Source organism: Paenibacillus sp. 1_12 (genome assembly GCF_900114475.1).
Lineage (GTDB): Bacteria > Bacillota > Bacilli > Paenibacillales > NBRC-103111 > Paenibacillus_S.
The window spans coordinates 1-19,295 of sequence record NZ_FOTE01000002.1 but is presented as its reverse complement, the minus strand read 5'-3'; the positions used below and the strand labels follow the sequence as shown (position 1 = coordinate 19,295).

17 protein-coding genes are annotated in these 19,295 nt (G+C 44.8%); 13 read left to right on the top strand and 4 right to left on the bottom strand.

Annotated features, from left to right (window positions below):
* The first annotated feature begins 40 nt into the window (after positions 1–40).
* From BM210_RS04070 to leuD, 3 genes are all read left to right on the top strand, one after another.
* Entirely contained in the window at positions 41–1,072 is a 1,032-nt protein-coding gene (locus BM210_RS04070) for a HoxN/HupN/NixA family nickel/cobalt transporter (protein ID WP_091164779.1), read from the top strand.
* A gap of 663 nt (positions 1,073–1,735) precedes the next feature.
* Positions 1,736–3,154 (top strand): 3-isopropylmalate dehydratase large subunit, encoded by a 1,419-nt coding sequence (leuC, locus tag BM210_RS04065; protein WP_091166107.1) that lies wholly within the window; start codon positions 1,736–1,738, stop codon positions 3,152–3,154.
* A 31-nt stretch (positions 3,155–3,185) separates the two neighbouring features.
* Complete coding sequence (gene leuD / locus BM210_RS04060; RefSeq protein WP_091164778.1) at positions 3,186–3,812, top strand: 3-isopropylmalate dehydratase small subunit; 627 nt, start codon at positions 3,186–3,188, stop codon at positions 3,810–3,812.
* 142 nt (positions 3,813–3,954) lie between these two features.
* On the opposite strand, the gene serS is transcribed toward leuD, so the two are convergent.
* Positions 3,955–5,265 (bottom strand): serine--tRNA ligase, encoded by a 1,311-nt coding sequence (gene serS / locus BM210_RS04055; protein ID WP_091164776.1) that lies wholly within the window; start codon positions 5,263–5,265, stop codon positions 3,955–3,957.
* Positions 5,266–5,755: 490 nt separating this feature from the next.
* Between serS and BM210_RS04050 the strand changes: the two genes are divergently transcribed.
* From BM210_RS04050 to BM210_RS04015, 8 genes are all read left to right on the top strand, one after another.
* On the top strand, positions 5,756–6,100 hold the full coding sequence (locus BM210_RS04050; RefSeq protein WP_177237688.1) for a DUF2294 domain-containing protein: 345 nt from the start codon (positions 5,756–5,758) through the stop codon (positions 6,098–6,100).
* A 189-nt stretch (positions 6,101–6,289) separates the two neighbouring features.
* Positions 6,290–7,381, top strand: coding sequence for an ABC transporter substrate-binding protein (locus tag BM210_RS04045; RefSeq protein WP_091164773.1), 1,092 nt, complete (start codon positions 6,290–6,292; stop codon positions 7,379–7,381).
* A gap of 28 nt (positions 7,382–7,409) precedes the next feature.
* Positions 7,410–8,342: a nucleoside hydrolase gene (locus BM210_RS04040; RefSeq protein ID WP_091164766.1), complete on the top strand. Its 933-nt coding sequence runs from the start codon at positions 7,410–7,412 to the stop codon at positions 8,340–8,342.
* Between the two features lie 26 nt (positions 8,343–8,368).
* The gene (locus tag BM210_RS04035) at positions 8,369–9,190 is read left to right on the top strand and encodes an ABC transporter permease (RefSeq protein WP_091164763.1); all 822 of its coding nucleotides are present in this window, start codon (positions 8,369–8,371) and stop codon (positions 9,188–9,190) included.
* Positions 9,191–9,197: 7 nt separating this feature from the next.
* Complete coding sequence (locus BM210_RS04030) at positions 9,198–9,986, top strand: ABC transporter permease (protein ID WP_091164760.1); 789 nt, start codon at positions 9,198–9,200, stop codon at positions 9,984–9,986.
* A 16-nt stretch (positions 9,987–10,002) separates the two neighbouring features.
* Positions 10,003–11,100 (top strand): ABC transporter ATP-binding protein, encoded by a 1,098-nt coding sequence (locus BM210_RS04025; protein WP_091164757.1) that lies wholly within the window; start codon positions 10,003–10,005, stop codon positions 11,098–11,100.
* Positions 11,101–11,119: 19 nt separating this feature from the next.
* Positions 11,120–12,832 carry an adenine deaminase gene (locus tag BM210_RS04020; RefSeq protein ID WP_091164754.1) on the top strand — a complete coding sequence of 571 codons (1,713 nt, stop codon included), beginning with the start codon at positions 11,120–11,122 and terminating at the stop codon, positions 12,830–12,832.
* 26 nt (positions 12,833–12,858) lie between these two features.
* Positions 12,859–13,392: a nucleoside 2-deoxyribosyltransferase gene (locus BM210_RS04015; RefSeq protein ID WP_091164753.1), complete on the top strand. Its 534-nt coding sequence runs from the start codon at positions 12,859–12,861 to the stop codon at positions 13,390–13,392.
* 574 nt (positions 13,393–13,966) lie between these two features.
* Here BM210_RS04015 and BM210_RS04005 read toward each other — a convergent pair.
* The 3 genes from BM210_RS04005 to BM210_RS03995 all read right to left on the bottom strand — a co-directional run bounded on the left by BM210_RS04005 (position 13,967) and on the right by BM210_RS03995 (position 17,354).
* Positions 13,967–14,539, bottom strand: coding sequence for a hypothetical protein (locus BM210_RS04005; RefSeq protein WP_091164752.1), 573 nt, complete (start codon positions 14,537–14,539; stop codon positions 13,967–13,969).
* A 109-nt stretch (positions 14,540–14,648) separates the two neighbouring features.
* Positions 14,649–14,891 carry a hypothetical protein gene (locus BM210_RS04000; protein ID WP_143100992.1) on the bottom strand — a complete coding sequence of 81 codons (243 nt, stop codon included), beginning with the start codon at positions 14,889–14,891 and terminating at the stop codon, positions 14,649–14,651.
* 186 nt (positions 14,892–15,077) lie between these two features.
* Positions 15,078–17,354: an S-layer homology domain-containing protein gene (locus BM210_RS03995; protein ID WP_091164750.1), complete on the bottom strand. Its 2,277-nt coding sequence runs from the start codon at positions 17,352–17,354 to the stop codon at positions 15,078–15,080.
* 361 nt (positions 17,355–17,715) lie between these two features.
* Between BM210_RS03995 and BM210_RS03985 the strand changes: the two genes are divergently transcribed.
* Entirely contained in the window at positions 17,716–18,270 is a 555-nt protein-coding gene (locus tag BM210_RS03985) for a helix-turn-helix domain-containing protein (RefSeq protein ID WP_256223238.1), read from the top strand.
* A gap of 43 nt (positions 18,271–18,313) precedes the next feature.
* Entirely contained in the window at positions 18,314–18,955 is a 642-nt protein-coding gene (locus BM210_RS03980) for an alanine--tRNA ligase-related protein (protein WP_091164749.1), read from the top strand.
* Positions 18,956–19,295 lie beyond the last annotated feature (340 nt).

Here is a 19,295-nt window from a genome sequence, read left to right as displayed (position 1 = left end):
ATTTTCATCAAAAAAATAAACAGGAAAGCCAGGTAGGTTAATGTTGAACAACGGTAAATTTAATCACAACAAATCTTGGTTAGGTTATTCTGGTGCTGTTCTTTGTCTTCACATTATTGGCATCGTATTTTTATATGTCGCAGCAAGCCACAACCCTGCCCTCTGGGGAATGGGACTGCTTGCTTACACACTTGGATTGAGGCATGCATTTGATGTGGACCACATTGCCGCGATTGATAATACTGTGCGCAAGTTGGTACAGCAAAAAAGGAACTCTTTCGGAGTAGGATTTTATTTTTCATTAGGCCATTCTTCGGTTGTCCTATTGATGGCAATTGTAACTGCGTTCTCCGTAAAATGGGTGCAAAGAGAGCTGCCTGAAATGCAAGAAATTGGCGGTCTTATAGGCGCTTCTGTTTCTGGATTGTTCTTGCTTATCATTGGAATCATCAACCTTATAGTGCTCATCCAATTATTTCAACTATTTGTTCAATTCCGCAAAGGTGCGCACAATCAGGATGAATTTGAAAAGCTTCTTGAATCCAGAGGATTTTTCTCGCGACTCTTAAGACCACTTTATAAATTTATAACCCGCAGCTGGCACGTTTACCCGTTAGGTTTTTTATTTGGGCTCGGATTCGATACTGCAAGCGAAATCTCGCTACTTGCCATTTCGGCTGGAGCTGCCAAAGAAGCGATGCCCTTTGTTGGTGTGCTTTCTTTTCCCATTTTGTTCGCTGCTGGAATGAGTTTGATGGATACGGCAGATGGGATCTTCATGACAAAGGCATATAGCTGGGCGTTTTCTACGCCTCACCGTAAGCTCTACTACAACCTTTCCGTAACGTCACTTGCTGTCGTCGCTGCCCTCCTCATTGGCATGGTTGAACTCTTGCAGGTACTTTCTGAGAAGTTGGGCATGAACGGTGCTTTTTGGAATTGGATTCAGGACCTTGATTTTGGATCGCTCGGATACATGCTGGTTATTTTATTTGTTCTTGCCTGGGCTATTTCGGTCGGTATCTGGAAAGGAATGCGTCTTGAGGAGCGTTGGGGAGCAGGGAATATTTAAGAAAGGCATGTTGATTGAAGCCCCCACAGCTTGGTAGGGGGCTATTTATTATTTCTGTTATTTATTTCTTTCTGCTTTGCTGCTTTTTTTGTCAGAAGTACGTGTGGTTGTGTTTTGAGCCGCATGCCCTTGTTGTTTGGCCATTGTGCTTGTCCCCTCCTTGTAATGGATTGTGCTTATTATATCTAGAGGATGTTAGTGTTATTCGGCAATTCTTCATGATATAACTCTAGACAAAAATCATCCAATAATTTACTATTATAATTGAAAATGGAATGGGATAAGACACTATGGAAATGTGGAGTTGATGAAATATGTTTACAGACGTTTTCAGTTTGTTTGAGCTATTTCTGGCGATGATGTGTTTGTTTGCTTGCTTAATGATTCTTTGGGGATCAGGGTTTATTAAGGTTCAAATTGGGGATCGATACTATTAAAAAGGGAATCTGGATAAGATCCTGCAAGGCCTGAGTAAGAAATCATTTGTGAGTGATTCGAATTTAACTAGGACGGCCTTGGCGAGTACAAGCTGTTGTTGCCCAGCTTATTCGATTTACCTATCAATATTATAGATATTATATCTTGGAACAATGAATATAGAAATGATAGGATGGGTTAATGAAGTACCAAGAGATATTTATTCCTGATAATGAGGTGATACTGATGGCAAAAACGTTGTTCGAAAAAATTTGGGACAATCACGTAATTCATCAGGAAGCAGGCAAACCAAGTATTATTTATATTGACCTGCATCTGGTTCATGAAGTTACGTCCCCGCAAGCATTTGAAGGGCTTCGCCTGACTAACCGGAAGGTTCGCCGTCCTGATCTGACTTACGCTACGATGGATCATAACGTGCCGACGAAAGACCGTTTTAATATTACAGATCCAATCTCCAAGCAGCAAATCGATACGTTGTCGCAAAACTGTAAGGATTTTGGCGTTACCTTGTTTGATCTTGATAATATTGACCAAGGTGTCGTTCACGTAATGGGACCTGAGATTGGTCTTACGCATCCAGGCAAAACGATTGTGTGCGGTGACAGTCATACGTCCACTCACGGTGCATTTGGCGCACTGGCATTTGGTATCGGTACAAGTGAAGTAGAGCACGTTATGGCTACTCAATGCTTGCAGCAGTCCAAAGCCAAAACGCTAGAAGTTCGCATTAACGGCAACCTGAAGCCAGGCGTAACTGCGAAGGATTTGATTCTTGGCGTTATTGCGAAGTACGGCACGGATTTTGCAACTGGCTATGTTATTGAATATACCGGTGAAGCGATTCGTAACCTGTCGATGGAAGAAAGAATGACTGTATGTAATATGTCCATTGAAGGCGGCGCAAGAGCAGGTCTGATTGCTCCGGATGAGATTACTTTTGAATACCTGCGCGGCCGTCAATATGTACCACAAGGTGCTGATTTTGACGTTGCTGTAGACAGATGGAAACAACTGACTACGGATGAAGGCGCGCAATATGATTGGGTTGTTGATTTTGATGCAGAAAGCTTGATTCCGCAAGTGACCTGGGGAACAAGTCCTGGTATGGGAACAGATGTAACCGCGCTTGTACCGGATCCACAAAGCTTTACAACTGAAAATGAGCGTAAAGCTGCTGAGAAAGCTATTGAATATATGGGCTTGACACCGGGTACTCCGATGACTGAGCTTGCTGTTGATTATGTCTTTATTGGCTCCTGTACAAACGGCCGCATCGAGGATCTTCGTGCAGCGGCTGCGATTGCTCAAGGCTATAAGGTTTCGCCTACTTTGACAGCTATCGTTGTTCCCGGCTCCGGTCGTGTGAAGCTGCAAGCGGAAAGAGAAGGTCTGGATCAAATCTTTACAGAAGCGGGTTTTGAATGGCGTGATGCTGGCTGCAGCATGTGCCTAGCGATGAATCCGGACGTGCTTCAACCGGGCCAACGCTGCGCATCGACCTCCAACCGTAACTTTGAAGGACGTCAAGGGCGCGATGGACGTACGCATCTGGTATCTCCTGCAATGGCAGCAGCAGCTGCGATCGAAGGTCATTTTGTAGACGTTCGCGATTGGAAATTTAAAGTAAAGCAGCAAGCTTAATTCAATAACGTGATGTGAGGAGACGAAATCCATGGAACCATTTATCAAGCATACAGGCCTTGTTGGGCCAGTTGACCGTGTGAATGTAGATACAGATGCAATTATCCCTAAACAATTTTTGAAACGAATTGAACGTACAGGTTTTGGACAGTTTTTGTTTTTTGAATGGCGTTTTACCCCGAAGGGTGATGTTATTCCTGAATTTTCATTGAACCAGCCGCGCTACCAGGGCGCTTCCGTCCTGATTTCCCGCGCTAACTTCGGATGCGGTTCTTCCCGTGAGCATGCGCCATGGGCGATTCAGGATTTTGGCTTCAAGGTCGTTATTGCGCCTTCGTATGCCGACATCTTCTTTAACAATTGTTTTAAAAACGGAATCCTGCCGATCAAACTGAGTGAAGAGCAGGTCGAAGAACTGTTTCAACGTACAGCTAAACAAGAAGGCTATAAGCTGACTGTAGATTTGGAAAGCAAAAAGCTGACTGACGATCAAGGTCTTGACATTGATATCGAAATTGATGAGCATCGCCGTCAATTCTTGCTGCAAGGTTTGGATGATATCGGTTTGACGCTTAAGCATGAAGCAGATATCACCGCTTATGAGCAAGCTCATACAGCGATCTTGAGTACAGTTAAGCATGAAGAAGCATACAAGTAAGTAGATCAATAAGCATCGAGCTTATGCAAACAGGCTGTCTGGTAGGTTACCAGCACAGCCTGTTTTTTGTTGCTAGAAGGGCAGCAGCAGTAATTATCTGCGCAGCCTGTTATTCATAACTAGGGTTAGCAGCTGCCTACGATCACTCAGAGCTGCTCGGCACGAGTTTGGACATTCCATTCATATAAGGCTGCAAAGCCTTCGGAATGCAGATCGAGCCGTCCTCTTGCTGATGATTTTCCAGCAGTGGAATCAGAATCCGAGGTGAAGCTACAGCCGTATTGTTTAAGCTGTAGCAATAACCAAGCTTCCCTTGAGCATCCCGATACCGGATCTGTGAACGCCTGGTCTGAAAGTCGAGTAGGCTCGATGATGAGTGAGTTTCTCCGTAAGCCTGTCGGCTGGGCATCCAGGTTTCGATATCAAACTGCTTATACGTTTTTTGCGACATATCGCCGGTGCAGACACTCATGACCCGATAAGGCAGCTCTAGCAGCTGTAATAATTGTTCGGCATTGTGCGTAATTTCCTGCAAAAGAGCCTCTGCCATCTCCAAATTCGCTTCACAAAGAATGACCTGCTCGACCTTGGCGAATTGATGAACACGGTATAAACCATGCACATCCCTACCTGAAGAACCGACTTCATTACGGAAGCAGGTGGAGACGGCAGCCAGTCGAATTGGTTCTGATACATCCACAATTTCATTGCCGTAATAAGCGACAAGCGGAACCTCAGAGGTTCCAACCAGCCACTTGTCTTCATGTTCAATCCGGTAGGTCTGATCTTCTCCGAGCGGGAAAAATCCAGTGTTGGTGAGTGATGCGCTGCGTACAAGCAGAGGGACCTCCAGCAGCGTAAAACCTCTTTGGATGAGCAGGTCAAGCGCTAATTGCTGTACGGCGCGATGAAGCAGTGCTCCGTTTCCTTTTAAATAGTAGTTGCGAGTTCCCGCTGTCTTGACACCGCGGGGAAGATCGATGATCTCGTGAAGCTCACCTAATGCTACATGATCACGATGCTCGAAGTCGAATTCCGTTGGCACCCCATGAACGTGAATTTCGACATTGTCTGCGTCTGACCGACCGGTTGGTGTGTCAGGTGACACTAGATTAGGAACGAGCAGCAGCAGACTATTTAAAGGCTGCTCCACTTCGGCAAGCTTAGTCTCCATGCCGGTTAGTTGGTTATTAATTTCCTTTACCGTCTGCTTGAGCTGCCTAGCTTCCGGGGAATCGATGTTAATTCCATTAGCTGTCCCGTTCTGAGCGAGCGATTGAAATTCCTGTGTGTGCTTGTTTCTACGCTGACGCAGCTGTTCCACCTGTTGGAGCAGCTGTCGTTTCTGATCATCCCATTCGAGTAATTGAGTGATGGATACCTTAATTCCTTTTTGATCAGCTACTTCCTGAAGCCTTTCCTTGTTGTCCCGGATTGTTTGAATATTTAACATGACACCGCGCTCCTTATAAGTTAGAATGCAAAAAACGCCCTCATCCCATGGGACGAGGAGCGTTATTCTCGCGGTGCCACCCAATTTGACCAGACAGTATTGAGCTGTCTGACCTTCTCTGGTTCCGCGATAACGGGCGGGGCCGGTTAAATTAGGGAGAGCAGCTTAGGATACTTCAAATCCTGCTTCTCCTTGACGAGAACGCCTCCGAGTTGGAATCTCTTCATCGGCCTATTGTTCGGTAATTTACGAGCATGTAGTCTAATTATAACCCAAATGAATGATTTTTTACAATAGAGACACCGAAAATGGATGAAAATACCAAAATGAGAGGTCGATTTCAGGAAATAACGAAAATAACCTTGATATATACCCAATCTTCATATAATATTAACTTACGCAAAACGAATAAATCTGATTCAACGGTACATTACCTAACATTAGGTTTGGACTGATGAGAATTGCAATAATCGTTATAGAAGGTGATCACATTCTTTCACTAGATACTAATGAAGGCAAGAAGCAGTTGTGTCACATTTATAATGATATATCCAAGGAGCTATTCGGATTTGGAACCACGCTGTTAAAAGTTACCTTCGATCATAATTTGATTACTTTTGTAGCCAAGCACCGACGCTCACCCCGCTCGGCGGCATTGGAGGGGGAAGCTCCTAATCTTAAGTATGAGGTCGATTTTTATATGTCTTCGATTTACAAGAAGAAATTAAAAGAGCGGCTTGAAGAAGAGCTGAAGCTGGATTTGGAAGCCGTTTTGAGAGATTATGATCCACAGACGCAATGGGCGATTACGAACATCATTGTCAGACAAGCTTAGAATGAATCGAATAAACGGTCGATCTCTTTTGATCTATCTTAGGAGATAACCCCTTTTCCCAACAAATATCGCTTTACTTTGTTTACAAAGAAAAGTGTTCTTGTTAGAAGTTTTTATTCTATCAGGAGTACTTTTCTTTTTTATTTTTATAGCTCACTAATATAAAAAAGGGATAGGTGAAGATTAGAGATGAAGAAAAAAATGATCAGCAGTGCGCTTTCAGTTACTTGTGTGGCAATGGCTTTAGCTGGGTGTGGTACAGACGGTAAGGCGGGCAGCGGAACTCCGGCAGCCTCTTCAACAGGAACGCCAGCAGCAAGCGGCGAACCTACCAAATTGGTTGTCTCTACATGGTCTAATGACGATATTAGCAATAAAGAGGTTATTGTTCCTTTTGAGAAAAAGTTTAATGCCAAAGTCGTGTTTGAAATCGGAAATAATGCGGAACGATTAAATAAGGTACAGCAAGGAAGCTCAGCAGTGGATGTTCTGTTCTTGTCTGATTACTACACCCAACAAGCGATTGACGCCGGTGTTGTCGAGAAGATCGATCCTGCACGACTTCCTAACCTTAGTCAGCTCTATGATATTGCCAAAGCACCGCTTGGAGCAGATTATGGGCCTGCATACACAGTAAACCAACTGGGAATAGCTTATAATCCGAAGCTGGTGAAATCCGAAATTAAATCATGGAAGGACCTTTGGAGTCCGGAATTGGCAAAAAAATTGACGCTGCCTGGTATTACAACGACTAGCGGCCCGATGATGATCGATGCGGCTTCACTTATTGCTGGAAACAGTACCTTTAATGAAGATCAGGCATTTGCTAAATTAAAAGAGTTGAATCCGTCGGTCGTTAAATATTACGGAAAGACTGCTGATTTTGTGACGATGTTTGCTCAAGGCGAAATTGCTGCTGGTCCTTTCATGGACAGCTACTTTAAGGATCTTCAAGCAGGTGTGCCTGATGCCAAGTTTGTGACGCCACAAGAAGGCGGATATGCGGTTTTGAATACAATCAATGTTGTAAAAGGCTCTAAAAATAAACAGCTTGCTGAAGAATTGATTAACTGGTATTTGAGCAAAGAGGTACAAGAAAAAATGGCTAAAGCCAAAATTTCTTCTCCTACCAACAAAGAAGTGAAATTGACAGATGAGGAAGCAAAGGGAGTAACCTACGGTGCCGAAGTTATTAACAAGCTGCGCAAGCTAGATGCTAAATTTGTTAATGATAACTTAAAGAAATGGACTGACCGTTGGAACCGTGAGCTTGCACAATAAACCTGGAAGCATGGGAGAGAAGAGCACAATGAAAAAAAAGGTTATCCTTGATGTGGATACCGGTGTGGATGATGCCTTAGGCATCATCCTTGCAGTCAAAAGCGGTGAAATGGATATTGTAGGGATTACAACTGTCAATGGCAATGTTTCGGTCGATACAGCGACGAGCAATACATGCAAAATTTTGCAGCTGCTCGGAGTTGAGCAGCAGATTCCCGTTGTCAGAGGGGCAGAGAAGCCTTTAATGAGACCTCCTGTTTTCGAACATTCCGTTCATGGCAAAGATGGAATTGGCGGAGCGCTCCGTGATATGCCCGTACATACTTCCATTACGGAAGGGTTTGCTCCTGATTACATCATCGAGCAGGTGATGCGTTACCCTGGGGAGATTACGTTGATTTTGACTGCGCCTATGACGAATCTGGCGTTGGCCTTGATGAAGCGGCCGCAATTGATCCACGAAGTCAAGGAAGTCATTTTCATGGGCGGCGTGGTTAAAGGGTTTGGCAATATAACGCCAGTCGCTGAATATAACATGTATGTCGATCCCGAAGCTGTCAAAGTCGTTCTTCATGCCGGATTTCCTTTACTGACGCTCGTAGGGCTGGATGTGACGCGGCAAGCGCTGCTAAGTAGCGAGCATATTGCGGAACTCGGAGATACCCCGATCGGTCATTATGTGAAGGAAAGTACTTCTGATTATATGAAACGATATTTTGAAAGAAACCAGGTTCAAGCCTGTGCACTCCATGATCCGTTGGCTGTAGGTGTTGCTTTGCGTCCAGAACTGGTGACGACTCAACCTTATTATGTAGACATCGAGACCCGCAGTGAGCTTTGTGACGGGCAAACGATTTGTGATTTTCAAAACCGATTGAAGCGGGAGCCTAATGTCCGTGTGTGTACGGATGTAGATGCCGAAGCATTTTTGCGGCTGTTTGTGCAAACGCTGCGTACTTAGGGAACCGGGAAAAGGGGGTAGCTTCCGTGAAAAAGAAATACGTATATTTATTAATGCTGCCGGGACTGTTATTCCTGACCCTGTTCATGCTCGTACCGATCATCATGACGATAGGATCAACTTTTTTTCAAAAGGGGAATTTTACGTTCAACGGCTATATGCATTTTTTGCAGGATCAATATTTTTTGAATATCTTGCTCACCACGATGCAGGTCAGTACGGTCACGACGATTTTGTGTATTGTCATCGGATTTCCAGTTGCTTACTTTATCTCCAGACAAAGCCCAAGAATGAAGGGGATTATGCTGGCTTTGGCGATTTTTCCGCTGCTCACAAGCTCGGTAGTCAGGTCGTTCAGCTGGATTATTATATTAGGTAAAAAAGGGCTGCTTAACAATTCTCTGATGTCACTCGGTCTGATCCAGCAGCCGCTGGAAATATTGTATACACCTACTGCAGTAATGATCGGACTGATTCATCTCTTCCTGCCATTGATTATTATTTCTTTGGTCGGTGTGATGGAAAATATCGATCCTGATCTTGTTAAAGCGGCAGAAAGCTTGGGGGCTTCCCGACTTACCGTATTCCGCAAAATTATTTTTCCACTCAGCATACCTGGATTGATTCTTGGCAGTATCTTGGTATTTGTGGGAAGTATGACTGCTTATACAACACCATCGGTGCTGGGGGGCAAGAAGCGGGTCATTTCCACCTTTTTATATCAAAATGCAATCACTTTGAATGATTGGTACTCCGCATCGGTAGTTGCGACGATCATGATTGTGATTACTTTAATTGTTATCGGCTTGATGACGAAAATTTCGACTAAATTAAGTGTGAAGGGGTAGTAGGGGCATGCAGGAGAAGAATCGAGGGCTTGCCCTATTTACGTTGCTTATTTACATATTGCTGCTGAGTCCTTTGCTGATTATCGCCGCTACCTCATTTGAGCCTGGGACGATTATGAAATTTCCTCCGCAGGGATTTTCCTTGAAATGGTACGAAAATATTTTTAAACAATCGATGTTTATGGATACGTTCAAAATCTCGATCATCGTTTCCTTGGTAGGTAATCTGTTGGCGCTGCTGATCGGCATACCTGCTGCATATGCGTTAAGCCGGTTCGATTTTAAAGGGAAAGAAGCATGGAACTCCTTATTTATTTCTCCGATATTGATACCCGGAATCGTAATGGGTTTTACAATGCTTAAATATTTGATTGTCGCTTACCAGTTGCCTATGATGACTGCGCTGTTTATCGGGCATACGGTTATTATGCTTCCATTTACGATTCGTGTTATCGCTTCGAGTTTGTCCAATTTTGATTTTTCAATTGAAGAAGCTGCATTAAGTCTGGGAGCCAATCGTTTGAAAACCTTTTTTATTGTGGTGCTGCCTAATATCAAGTCAGGTATTTTGGCTGCGATCATTATCGCTTTTCTGGATTCCTTCAATAATGTCGAAATATCCGTCTTTATGACAGGACCGGGAGTCAGTACGTTCCCCATTCAGATGTTATCATATTTGGAAAATCATTTTGATCCGACCCTTGCCGCGATTTCTGTATTGCTTATGATCTTGACCATAGTTTTATTATTCCTTATTGAAAGACTTCTGGGTTTAAGCTACTTTACAAAACGATAACGGGGGTTTTTCACTCATGACATTGCTGGCTTTGGAAAATGTGTCGGTTGCGTATAATCATCAGCATTATATTTTACGTGATTTTAATTTAAATATTGAAAAAGGGCAGTTTATCTCATTGCTCGGTCCAAGCGGTTGCGGAAAAACGACTACCTTGCGTTTGATCGCTGGTTTTTTGGAGGCCAGTCATGGCAAGTTTACGTTTGACGGGAAGGATTATACACGGGTTCCGGTTAACAAACGTAACTTTGGCTTCGTTTTTCAAAGTTATGCCTTGTTTCCGCATCTGTCTGTTTTCGAAAATGTTGCATTCGGATTGCGCCTCAGAAAAGTACAGGAGTCCGAAATCAGCAAGCGTGTAGGCCGGATTCTGGAAGTTGTTAGCTTGAACGGTTTTGAGAAACGGTTTCCGAAGGAATTATCCGGTGGTCAAAAACAGCGGGTAGCGATCGCGCGGGCACTCGTTATTGAGCCTGATTTGTTATTGTTCGATGAGCCGCTCAGCAATCTGGATGCCAATCTGCGGACTCATATGCGGGTAGAAATTCGTCGGATTCAACAGGAATTGGGCATTACCACTGTTTATGTATCGCATGATCAGGAGGAATGCTTCTCGATCTCGGATCAGGTAGCCATTATGAACAATGGGGTAATCGAGCAATTGGATCGTCCTGCGACTATATTTAAATATCCAAGGACTGAATTTGTCGCCCGATTCATTGGATTCAGCAATTTTATTGCTTTTAGTCAACGGATTGACCATGACGAAGAGATCGTGTTGAAGGAAAGCGACTATGAGTTCCGGGTGCTTAGACATCGGGGAACCCAAGATACAACGGGCCGCAAAATCGCCATCCGTCCCGAGGACATTCTCATTACAACGGAAACGAATACGTCGCTTAATCAAATAGCTGCAGAGCGTGCTAACGGAGAAGCAACCAATATGGTATCGGGTATTGTCACAGTGAGCACCTTTCTCGGACGGAGCTATCAGTATGTCGTGAAGACGGAGCTGGGTGATTTTATGGTCAATAAGGAAATGGAGGAGCCATACGGGAATGGATCCCGGGTTCAGCTTTCGTTTCCATCTGAAAAATTAGTTATTGTCGATTAACGCAGCAGGAGGTGCACATATGTATGTAGATTTACTTATAGAGCAGGTCCAGATATTTAACAGTTATACGAAAAGAATGGTCAAGGGCAATGTAGCAGTGCTTGACGGCCGTTTTCTCTATATAGGTAACCGAGGACAGGAGACGTTCGAAGCCGCCGAGATCGTCAAGGGTGAGGACCGTTACTTGCTTCCCGGTTTGATCGATATTCATCTTCACATCGAAAGCACGATGGTAACACCGGCAACCTTCTCCTATGGATTGATTCGTAACGGAGTGACGACGATCGTACCAGAGCCGCATGAGATCGCGAATGTATTTGGTCTTGAAGGGGTCAAGGAGATGCTGAGGGCAAGTGAGGAATGTGTCGCAGATATGTTCTATGCGGTTCCAAGCTCGGTGCCTGCTACTTCATTGGAAACCTCTGGTGGGTCGATCGAAATTGCCGATCTCGATGAGCTGCTGCAAACGGAAAAAATCATATGCCTGGGCGAAATCATGAATTATGTGGATATTATTACCAATCCAGACTGCAAAACCAACCATATTCTGGAGCATATTCGCCGTCAATACCCGGACTTGATTATAGAGGGACATTGTCCCAAGCTGCTGGATTTGGATCTGCACAGGGTCATCTATGCCGGCGTTGATTCGGACCATACCCACCAAACAATCGAAGGCATGGAAGCGCGAATTAGTGCTGGGATGTTTATTGAAATTCAGGAGAAGTCAATGACCGATGAAGTTATGGACTATTTGATCCGTAATGACGTATCAGAGCATTTTTGTTTTGTAACTGATGATGTGATGGCGGATTCCTTTCAGCGTCGGGGCCATCTGAATCACCTGGTCCGCAAGGCAATAGGGATGGGAATGGACCCGGAGAAAGCGATCTACGCGAGTACCTTTACACCTGCCCGAAGAATGAGAATGCATGATCGTGGAGCCGTTGCTCCTGGCAAAATCGCCGATTTTCTGCTCGTATCGGATCTGCAGAGCATGACGATGGATCAGGTGTACAAAAAAGGACAAAAAGTATATGACATTCACGAAGCTTACCTGCCCAAACCTAGTAAGCACTCATTCCCGGCACACTATTACGAAAGTGTCAAACTTCCCTTATTAACCGAACAAGACTTCGCTGTCAGCGTTAAAGCAGCAGATGGTCGTTATGAATGTCGAGTGATGATGGTTCAAGACGGCTCAACCTTTACCAAGGAGCATCATGGTGAGGTGGATGTTCAAGGTGACCAGCTGAATTGGGAGGAAAGTCCATATGGACTGATTGCTACCTTTGAGCGTTATGGGAAAAACGGGAACCGAGGATATGGTTTAATCGGCGGGGATACGATCAAGCGTGGAGCCATAGCGACTACCTATTCTCATGATAATCACAACCTGTTGGTCGTCGGGCATAATCCGCTGGACATGATGCTTGCAGCCAATGAGGTTATTAAGAATCAGGGTGGATTCTGTGTGGTTGATAATGGCACCGTGCTGGCTAATCTGCACCTTCCTGTAGGTGGGATTTTAACGGAGGAACCGTTGGAGCAAACGGCAGCGGAGGTCAATCAGCTTACTAAGGCGATGGAATCGCTAGGTTACCAACATTATAATCCGATTATGTCGATCAGTACACACTCCTTACCGGTGAGTCCGGCTTTGAAAATAACAGATTTGGGCCTTATCGATGTGAATGCAGGCAAGGTTGTTCCTTTACTTATTCAGGGCTAATATCAACAAGTTGCGGGGTGTTTGCAATGGGTAATTCGATCTATCTAGCAGGCTTTGAGGTTTTTTATCCAAATGCATTAGAGATTGGAGCCAACCTGAAAGCTGCTTGTGCAGAGCATGGTTTTGTTGGTGTGTATCCTAAGGATAACGTGATTAGCAAGGAGCCAGGCCGGAGCAAACAGGAAATTGCCTCCGAAATCTTTCATGCCAATATTAAATTAATTGAAGAGGCAGATATCATAGCCGCCAATTTAAACTGTTTTCGCGGAGCTGAGCCTGATTCAGGAACCGTGTTTGAAGTAGGGTATGCTTGTGCTTTAGGTAAAAAGCTGTATGGGTATGTGGACGCTGATGTTCCGATGTGGGAAAAAGTCGCTTTGTACTGGGGCGGCGTTCATCCTGGAGATAATGGGAGATACGTGGATAAAGAAGGTCTGCATATTGAAAATCTCGGTATGCCGATTAACTTAATGCTTGGTGTTCCTGTGAAGCTCGTGATTGGTAGTTTTGAAGATTGCCTCATGCAGATCAAACGGGATCGTGCGGAGGCAGCAGTGTAGGTTTGTAGTTGAAAGAATGGCTAGAAGAAAATAGAGCAGCGCCATAGTTTATGGTGAACGTTGACCCGGGAAGTAAACACTCTGAAAAAGTGCCACTTTCCGGGTTCTTTGTGTTTAAAATGACATGTAGATCAAGGCTGCAAATACGGCTGCCAAATACACCACTCTGCTTGCGGCGAACAGGACCGACGTAAATTCGACCCCGTCAAACATCGTGCTCAAAGAGTTGCCTTCCAGAAGCTACTTGATGGGATCGATGACCAAAGACAGTGTCCCGATTCCGCCAAGAAGGATGGTTAAAGCGATTCAGGCCCAATTCTCCCCACGATACCTCTTCATAATAATGAAGGTTAGTGCACCAAAGATTAATGTTCTTATGAGCACTTGGATCACAAGGCCTCCAACGGACGACGTCTTGCCGGATAAGGAGGAGATAACGTCAATGATCATTTCAAAAACGCCAGCGACGAATGCGGTCATCCAAAAGAGATATGACTTCCTTACTTCGTTCGGGACATTTTTAATCATTTTATTTCAATCATCATTTCGATTTGAGATAGGGTTAAAGTCCGTCTCAAATCAAGGTGCGTCTAGCTGTAAACCACCAACCGCCCAATAGGAGCAGACAGGCGATGATGAATGTCAATCCGAATCCTTGCAGAAGAGAATCGTAGAAGAGCAGCGTCAGTAACCCGTCGGCGAGTTTATGTCGAAGCTGCGCGATTGAGGTGAAAACGGGGATCGCCGCAATGAAGGCTGCCCAGATCACCCTGCCCACGGGGTGGTGAAGTCCGGAAAATAATAGGTTCAAGAGCGCTAACAGAAACAGGTATGCGCCAAACTGGTATATGAACATACCGGCAATACCAAATTGATCCCAGTTGAATATTTCGAGAATATTAAACGTATGTTCATAATTCCGGATCAAGTTCAGTTTAAGCTGGAACCATACGATGTTAAGCACAGCGAATAAGGCTGCCCATAGCGTGTATACCAACAAAATGCTGAGATAATACTCTTTACGGGTTGCGCCTAAATTAATCACCCTTTTGAAGAAGCTTACAGGCAGAACACTGCCTAATACAAAGATCAAGAATAGCGTAATCAGATTCGCGGCTGACGGCGAAGAATTTTCGCCGGATCTCATTGCAAAACTTATGATCAAATTGGTAATGACGCTGACAGCGAGGATGCACAGAACAATCCACAGATACAGCCTAAGCTAAAGGAAGGATGCCTTCATTAATACAGTCGTTTTATTCAATTCGCTGACCTCCTTCAATTAAGTAAGAGAAGAATTTCTGAAGCGGTAGCCCTTCAATGGTGATGCCGAGCTTGTGAGCTTGCTGTTTGTCCGCATCTCCGAGCGCTCCGTATAATGCCGCCAGAACGCCCTTACCGTACGGTTCTTGGTAAATGACTTGCTTGCCGTTCGCGAAGCGATCAACGGATTCCCGGTCACCCCTCAACAAATGGGATTGGTCGCGGATGTTGTCCACTTCGTCACGTCTGGGATATGAGAGTGAACCGATCTATTAAGGTGAACGGTCACCAACTGCAGAAGAAAATCTCATCTATTCATCTTGGCTTGCGTTTGCAGCGCGCCGGAGCTTGGGGGCCGCGATGGATATATGTTCTTGAGGTCTGCGCCACTTTGTGGGGCTACCTAATGGTGTAGGAAAACATCAAAGTCTAATATCGAGCATCCTGACGATGGCGGTTACAGCCTCGGCACGGGTAGCCAATGTTGAGGGTGCAAAGTTGTTTCCAGTCGTACCGCCAAGCAGATTGTTCTTACCGGAGATCGAGGCAGCAGGTTTGGCCCAATCGGGAATATCGGCATCGTCGGCATAATCAGTCGTCGCACCGGGAGTGAGCGTTATGCCCAGTCCTTTTACTACCATAGACATCATCTCCTCATGGGTAATGTTCGCAGTGGGACGGAAGGAACCATCAGGGTATCCGCTAATAATGCCAAGCTTCACGGCTTGTTTAACGGACTTGGCCGCCCAGTCTTGAATCTGACCCGTATCGGTGAACGTGAGACCCGCACCTTCAAACGCCGACTTCAACCCATTCATTAGCATAACAGTGAATTCTGATCGAGTAATGTTCGCATTCGGCTGAAACGTGAAGTCTGGGTAGCCGCTGGCCACTTTTAACTCATAAGCGCGCAGTATCTCAGGAGTCGCCCAATTTCCTTTGATGTCAGTGAACGGGCCGGAGTCTGCGGAAGTTCCTGCCGTGACGACTACCTTGCTCCTGGCAATAAAGTTGCCGTCCTGTGTGGTGACTGTAATGTCTGTCGAACCTGGGGAGAGTGCGGTTACTTTTCCATTAAGGTTCACAGTAGCTGCTCCCGGGTTGCTGCTTACCCATGTCACATTCTGATTCGTAGCGTTATCCGGAATTACTTTAGCCATGAGAGAGACGCTATCTCCGGTACGAAGGAATAGTGCAGTTTTGTTCAGGACAACACTGCTTACTTCGGTTGTCGTGACCGTTCGAGCTGTGACGGTAATCTTGCACTGTGCTACGGGACCGTCTCCAGAAGTTGCCGTAACGGTTACCGTACCGGATATGTGGGCACTCACGTTGCCCTTATCATCCACGGAAGCTATGTTCGGATTGCTGCTTTTCCACGTGACGGTGGAATTGGATGCATAGCTTGGCGTAAAAGAAGTCGTAAGCTTGCTTGTCTGCCCCTCAGTTAGGGCTAGAGAAGTTTGATCCAAGGTCATCGTCTTGACAGGTACCTTGAGGGCATACATGTACATCACATAAGTATGTTCCATGTCTTTGACGTCAAAGTTATCAGGAAAGTTAGTGGATACATCATACAAGGTGCCGTCATTTCCGACTGAGAGGGGTTGCGTGTCGTCTGTTACGAATCTATATTGCCATTGAATGGCGCCATCTGGGTTAAGCGCATAGATTGCCTTATTGGAAGAGGAGTGGGTGTAGACCAGCCCATTCGGCGCCAGCACGGGTGGGGCAACGGAGCCGCCTGCGGCAAACTGCCACTTTAGACTGCCGTCAGAACGAATAACGTTCAGTTTGGAGTTCTCTGACCCTACATAGACGTCGCCATTCTGCGCGACAGATGGAGCGAAGACGTTGCTCCCTTGATCAAACTTCCATTTGAGCTCCCCGTTAGGCAGGATGGCGTATAAGTTGTGATCGGTCGATCCAACGAAGATCGTACCGTCTGGTCCTACAGCGGGAGCAGAGCTCACAATCCCGCCGGCTTGGTATGTCCATTTTCTCGTTCCGTTGGGCTTGATCGCATACAGGGATGAAGTGCCGTTGGCCGCATATATAGTCCCGTCAGGAGCCGTGGCTAGGGAGGCTTGACCTCTAACCTCCATATCGTACAACCAGATCTCGGATCCGTTCTGAGGATTCAGAGCATGGAGGATGCCATCACGGGACGCCGCATACAGGATGCCATCTGATCCGATAGCAGGAGTTGATCTAATCTGATCCCCAGCTGCGAATGCCCATTTCTTCGTTCCATCCGGACGAATGGCGATCAACTCACCCGGATTATCGTGTGCATTACTGACATAAATCGTGCCGTCCGGCCCAACGATAGGTGGTGTTAAAAGAATGTCTTTTAGCACGTAGCTCCACATTTTCGTCCCATCGGATTTAAAGGCAGACACGTATGATACAGAGCCAAGAAAACTAAACGTATGTCCCAAGTAGATTGTCTGATCCGGTCCTATTGCTGGAGCGCCCATATATCGGCTAGCGAGCGTCGGAGCTTTCCATTTCAACTGAACGTCGCTGGAGTTTTGGAAAATAATCAAATCTTTGATAATGGGGAACTGGATAATGGAGCTCGGAGTTAGTATCGTTGAAGGATCAAGCTTGATTTCAGCTGAGACGGGTATAATCAGGCACCCGAAGCACATGGATATTCCCAGTAAGCCGGATATCCAACTCCTGTACATCCGCATGGAAAAAACCTCCTGTTTTAATTTGATTATTCCTTTTCCAGTCTTACGATTCAATAGGACTTTTCCCTCAATTATGGTACGAATCGTGTCGAATCGAATAGGACTTTTATGGCAAAAAAAACATGGTGACTTGGAGAAATTTCAGGCAGAGAATTGAGTTTGCTTTAAATGAAGAACATCATCCATTTTATGTTGAATTTTGATGTCATTCCGCCAACTGGGAACGATAGTTGAGGGGGCTTGCTTTGGGTAGCTCTTCTTTTATTTATTAAAGTAACGGGCACTTTAGAGTAACTACAGTCCTATTTGTTTTCTATATTATTATTTTTGTATAATATACTATACAGAAGGGGGTCATTTCTTGGATGCTATTCACATCAGGATAGGACACAACTTGCAACGTGTGAGAAAGCAAAGACAGTTAAGTTTAGATAAAGTGGCAGATTTAACTGGGGTTAGCAAAGGTATGCTGCATCAAATCGAGCGAGGGGACACACAGCCAACAGTAACCACCGTTTGGAAAATTGCTACGGGACTTCATATTTCTTTTTCAGCCCTAATTAAAGACGACGAATCTACAATAGCAATCGTTAATCCCAAAGAAGTACCAGATATAACGGAGGATAACGGGAACTGTCTAGTCTATTTATTATTTCCATTCAATCCGCAAACTCAAATTGAAATTTTCACAATTGTATTAAAACCTAAAGGAAACTATGTTTCCACACCCCACAACGAGGGTGTCCAAGAGTACATTACTGTTATTAAAGGGGAATTTAAAATCAGAGTTAGGGATGACGAGTACACCCTGCCTACAGGAGGTGCTATACAGTTTGAAGGAAACGTTACACACAAATATATAAATGACACAGATGATGATGTCACCCTACAAGTTGTCATGCATTATCCAGAATAGTAAAACGGATATGTAATTCATGATGTGATAAGGAGGTGCTGATATGGTTGAAAAAGTATTTTGGACAAACCCATATGCAACAGAAATAGATACTCGCATAGCCAGTGTAAATGGCAATGACATTACAGTGGAACGAACCATCTTTTATGCTTTCTCTGGAGGGCAAGAAAGTGATACAGGATTGATTCATGGGTATTCCGTACATCAAGCAAAAAAAGATGGTCATGAAATCATTTATACAGTAGAAGAAGGGCATGACTTAAAAGTTGGTGATCAAGTGACGATGAGCGTAGATTGGGATCGTCGTTACAGACTTATGAGACTACACTTTGCAGCGGAGGTTGTATTAGAATTAGCTTATAAACATTTGAAAGGTATCGAGAAAACAGGCGCTCATATCGCTCAAGATAAAGCCCGAATAGATTTTGTATGGCACGAGAATATTTCAAAATCATTTCCTTTGATCGAGAAAGAATCCCGTGAGATCATTGAGGCAAATTTCGACATCATTAGTGCCTTCAGTGACGAAGGAAATGGAAGAAGATATTGGGAAATTGAAGGATTTTCAAAGGTTCCCTGCGGTGGAACTCACTTGAAGAATACAGGCGAAGTTGGAGAAATTAAGTTGAAGCGTAATAACATTGGGAGAGGGAAAGAAAGAATCGAAATCTTTGTAAGTGAATAAAGCAATTATTTCTTGTTAAACTCCCTCGGTAAAATGTAGTTTTCTCACGAATGCTCGCTTATTCGCAGGATCTCTCCAAAGAATAAAACGCTACCCGGATAGAAGAGGGGATGTACCGTCAAATTCGGCAACCGAAGCGCATGCGGGAACAGAAGGGGCGAGTTTTCGCTCCTTTTTTACTGCTCTGTTGCACGCTGCTCCACATACCTCCGGAGGCTTTCACTCCCATTTCTCGACGGGTCGATGCCCTTTCATTCCTCCCTCAGAATGATGAGATTTTCTTACGTATGCTCGCTTGTTCGCAGGATTTCATATCCCTTAGAAGTGGAGAATGAAAGAA

Coding starts and splice junctions, on each gene's coding strand:
- BM210_RS04030 (WP_091164760.1), top strand. CDS start 9,198: ATGCAGGAGAAGAATCGAGGGCTTGCCCTATTTACGTTGCTTATTTAC.
- BM210_RS04025 (WP_091164757.1), top strand. CDS start 10,003: ATGACATTGCTGGCTTTGGAAAATGTGTCGGTTGCGTATAATCATCAG.
- leuD (WP_091164778.1), top strand. CDS start 3,186: ATGGAACCATTTATCAAGCATACAGGCCTTGTTGGGCCAGTTGACCGT.
- BM210_RS04040 (WP_091164766.1), top strand. CDS start 7,410: ATGAAAAAAAAGGTTATCCTTGATGTGGATACCGGTGTGGATGATGCC.
- BM210_RS04005 (WP_091164752.1), bottom strand. CDS start 14,539: ATGAGATCCGGCGAAAATTCTTCGCCGTCAGCCGCGAATCTGATTACG.
- serS (WP_091164776.1), bottom strand. CDS start 5,265: ATGTTAAATATTCAAACAATCCGGGACAACAAGGAAAGGCTTCAGGAA.
- BM210_RS04020 (WP_091164754.1), top strand. CDS start 11,120: ATGTATGTAGATTTACTTATAGAGCAGGTCCAGATATTTAACAGTTAT.
- leuC (WP_091166107.1), top strand. CDS start 1,736: ATGGCAAAAACGTTGTTCGAAAAAATTTGGGACAATCACGTAATTCAT.
- BM210_RS04045 (WP_091164773.1), top strand. CDS start 6,290: ATGAAGAAAAAAATGATCAGCAGTGCGCTTTCAGTTACTTGTGTGGCA.
- BM210_RS03980 (WP_091164749.1), top strand. CDS start 18,314: ATGGTTGAAAAAGTATTTTGGACAAACCCATATGCAACAGAAATAGAT.
- BM210_RS03995 (WP_091164750.1), bottom strand. CDS start 17,354: ATGCGGATGTACAGGAGTTGGATATCCGGCTTACTGGGAATATCCATG.
- BM210_RS04070 (WP_091164779.1), top strand. CDS start 41: ATGTTGAACAACGGTAAATTTAATCACAACAAATCTTGGTTAGGTTAT.
- BM210_RS04015 (WP_091164753.1), top strand. CDS start 12,859: ATGGGTAATTCGATCTATCTAGCAGGCTTTGAGGTTTTTTATCCAAAT.